3 protein-coding genes are annotated in these 2823 nt (G+C 62.3%); 1 reads left to right on the top strand and 2 read right to left on the bottom strand.

Going from position 1 to position 2823, the window contains the following annotated elements:
- Window positions 1-241: 241 nt before the first annotated feature.
- The gene (locus EN969_RS24900; protein ID WP_013532391.1) at window positions 242-877 is read left to right on the top strand and encodes a TetR/AcrR family transcriptional regulator; all 636 of its coding nucleotides are present in this window, start codon (window positions 242-244) and stop codon (window positions 875-877) included.
- A gap of 87 nt (window positions 878-964) precedes the next feature.
- Here the strand turns inward: EN969_RS24900 and EN969_RS24895 are convergent, their stop codons facing one another.
- Complete coding sequence (locus tag EN969_RS24895; protein WP_063167711.1) at window positions 965-1366, bottom strand: type II toxin-antitoxin system HicB family antitoxin; 402 nt, start codon at window positions 1364-1366, stop codon at window positions 965-967.
- 196 nt (window positions 1367-1562) lie between these two features.
- Window positions 1563-2823: chaperonin GroEL (groL, locus tag EN969_RS24890; protein ID WP_127419478.1), on the bottom strand; the 1261-nt coding region annotated here is incomplete at its 5' end.

The raw sequence follows: 2823 nt of genomic DNA, 5'->3' as shown, positions 1-2823 counted from the left end.
GTTGAGGATCATCGTGTCGCGCCGGTTGAGCGAGGTGGCGCGAATGCGCACCACGATCTCGTGCGCTCCCGGCTCCGGTCGCGCCTCGTCCCGCAGCACCAGGCTTTCGATTCCGCCGGTCCCTTCAAGGCGATAGCTGCGCATTTCGAACCTCAAATATATAGACTGATCTACATATTATGTAGACCGATTGTCATATTTTGCGCAAGGCCTATAATGATCTCTCCTGACAGAGGTTGACATGGCCAACGACACCCGCACCCGCATACTCGAGACGACTGGGCTGCTGCTCAGGCAGCGCGGCTATCACGGCACCTCGCTCAACGACATATTGAGCGCCAGCGGCGCACCGCGGGGCTCGCTGTATTTTCATTTTCCCGGCGGCAAGGACCAATTGGTCATCGAGGTGACGCGCGCCAGCGTTGCCGACGTGACGGAGAGGCTGGGCGAAGCGCTGGCCGCCGAAAAGGATCCGGCGGTAGCCGTCCATCATATCTACCAGTCGGTGGGGCGCATGCTGGAAGACAACCAGTTTTCACTCGGCTGTCCGATCGCGCCTGTCGTGCTGGACTCGCCCACCGACGTGCCGGAACTGGCGGAGTTGTGCCGCTCGGCCTTCGAACAGTGGATAGGCCTGCTGCGGGACGCCTTCGTCAGGGCAGGGGTGCCCGCGCGCCGCGCGCATGCATTGGCACTGCTGGTCGAATCGTCACTGGAAGGGCTGATGGTGATCGCCCGCGCCACAAGCGACCGCGCCCCGGTACAGGCCGTGGCCGATGAGGTGGCGGCGTTGATCGAAGCCGCGGTGCTTGATGGAGCAGGCCGCAATCGCGACGCGGCGATTTCCGCGGTCGGGATATCCTCACCGGGGACCTAACGTTGCGACCGCGCCTGATGTGGTCAACGCGGCAAAGACCCAGCGTATTCCAGCCATGCAGCCGAAGGCAGTGGGCTTTTTGCGCAGCTAATCCACAATGTCTTTGCGAGCAGCTGAAGCAAGGAAGGCCGAGCGTGTCTGTCCACGTTCACGCGCCGTCGCATCGATAGCTTCGAGCAGGCCCAGATCGGAAGATACGTTGATCCGCGTCGTTGATCCGCGATCACGGATCAACGGAATGACAGTCGTCATGGCGCCGTCGCGATCCTCCGCCAGTTCGGGATCGCTCATGATGGCATCGAAGTCGCGCGGCGGCGGAACTGGATCGCCATCCCCTTCCAGCATCCGGACATGGCCCGACAGCGCCTCTACGCCGTTGCGTACGGCTTCGTCGATCGTAACTCCGGCCGAGATGCAGCCAGGCATGTCGGGGAAGCTCACACCGTAGATGCTGTCCGGGTCTTTGTGGATGAAGGCAATGTAACGCAAGCTTCTCACTTTTGGTTCAGGAGGCCCGCCTGCTTCAACAAAGCGGACGGTTCCTGTCGGTATATCCCTTACGCGGATGTGGAATTGTAACGCGACCTGTAGACGACAGCCAACACCCGTTCTGACGCGTCCTAAAAGAACGAAAAAGGGCGGCATCGCTGCCGCCCTTTCCGTAAGCTTAGCCAGGTTGGCTGGATTAGAAATCCATGCCGCCCATGCCGCCCATGCCGCCGCCGCCCATGCCGCCAGGCATGCCGCCGCCAGCCGACTCCTTCTTCGGAGCCTCCGCGATCATGGCTTCGGTGGTGACCAGCAGGCCGGCGACCGAGGCCGCGTCCTGAAGAGCCGTACGGACAACCTTGACCGGATCGACGATACCCATGGCGATCATGTCGCCATACTCGCCGGTCTGGGCGTTGTAGCCGAAGGTCGCGCCCTTGTTCTCAAGGATCTTGCCGGCAACGATCGATGCTTCCGCACCGGCGTTGGCCGCGATCTGGCGGGCCGGAGCCTGCAGCGCACGACGCACGATGTTGATGCCGGCGGCCTGGTCGGCATTGACGCCGGTGGCCTTGATGTTGGCCGAAGCGCGCAGCAGCGCGACGCCACCACCAGCAACGATGCCTTCTTCGACGGCCGCGCGGGTCGCGTTGAGGGCGTCATCGACGCGGTCCTTCTTTTCCTTGACTTCGACTTCCGTCGCACCGCCGACGCGGATCACCGCAACGCCGCCGGCGAGCTTCGCCAGACGTTCCTGCAGCTTCTCCTTGTCGTAGTCCGAAGTGGTCTTTTCGATCTGCTGCTTGATCTGGGCAACGCGGCCCTGGATCTCGGCCTTCTTGCCGGCGCCGTCGACGATGGTGGTGTTCTCCTTGGAGATCGACACCTTCTTGGCGCGGCCGAGCATGTTGAGGCCGACGTTCTCGAGCTTGATGCCGAGGTCTTCCGAGATGACCTGGCCACCGGTGAGGATGGCGATGTCTTCCAGCATGGCCTTGCGGCGATCACCGAAGCCCGGCGCCTTGACGGCGGCGATCTTCAGGCCGCCACGCAGCTTGTTGACGACCAGCGTGGCCAGAGCCTCGCCTTCGACGTCTTCCGAGATGATGAGCAGCGGCTTCGAGGTCTGCACGACGGCTTCGAGAACCGGCAGCATGGCCTGGAGGTTGGACAGCTTCTTCTCGTGCAGGAGGATGTAGACGTCCTCGAGTTCGGCAACCATCTTGTCGGCGTTGGTGACGAAGTAGGGCGAGAGATAGCCGCGGTCGAACTGCATGCCTTCGACGACTTCGAGTTCGGTCTCGGCGGTCTTGGCTTCTTCAACCGTGATGACGCCTTCGTTGCCGACCTTCTGCATCGCTTCCGCGATCATCTTGCCGACCGACTCGTCGCCATTGGCCGAGATCGTGCCGACCTGGGCAACTTCCTCGGAGGTCTTGATCTTCTTGGCAGCCTTG

Origin of the sequence: Mesorhizobium sp. M7A.F.Ca.CA.003.01.2.1 (assembly GCF_003998945.1) — a bacterium.
GTDB lineage: Bacteria > Pseudomonadota > Alphaproteobacteria > Rhizobiales > Rhizobiaceae > Mesorhizobium > Mesorhizobium ciceri.
This window is presented reverse-complemented; position numbering and strand designations above follow the sequence as displayed.

What these genes read in the sequence shown, in the direction of transcription:
- EN969_RS24900 (WP_013532391.1), top strand. Translation starts at nt 242, where the DNA reads ATGGCCAACGACACCCGCACCCGCATACTCGAGACGACTGGGCTGCTG.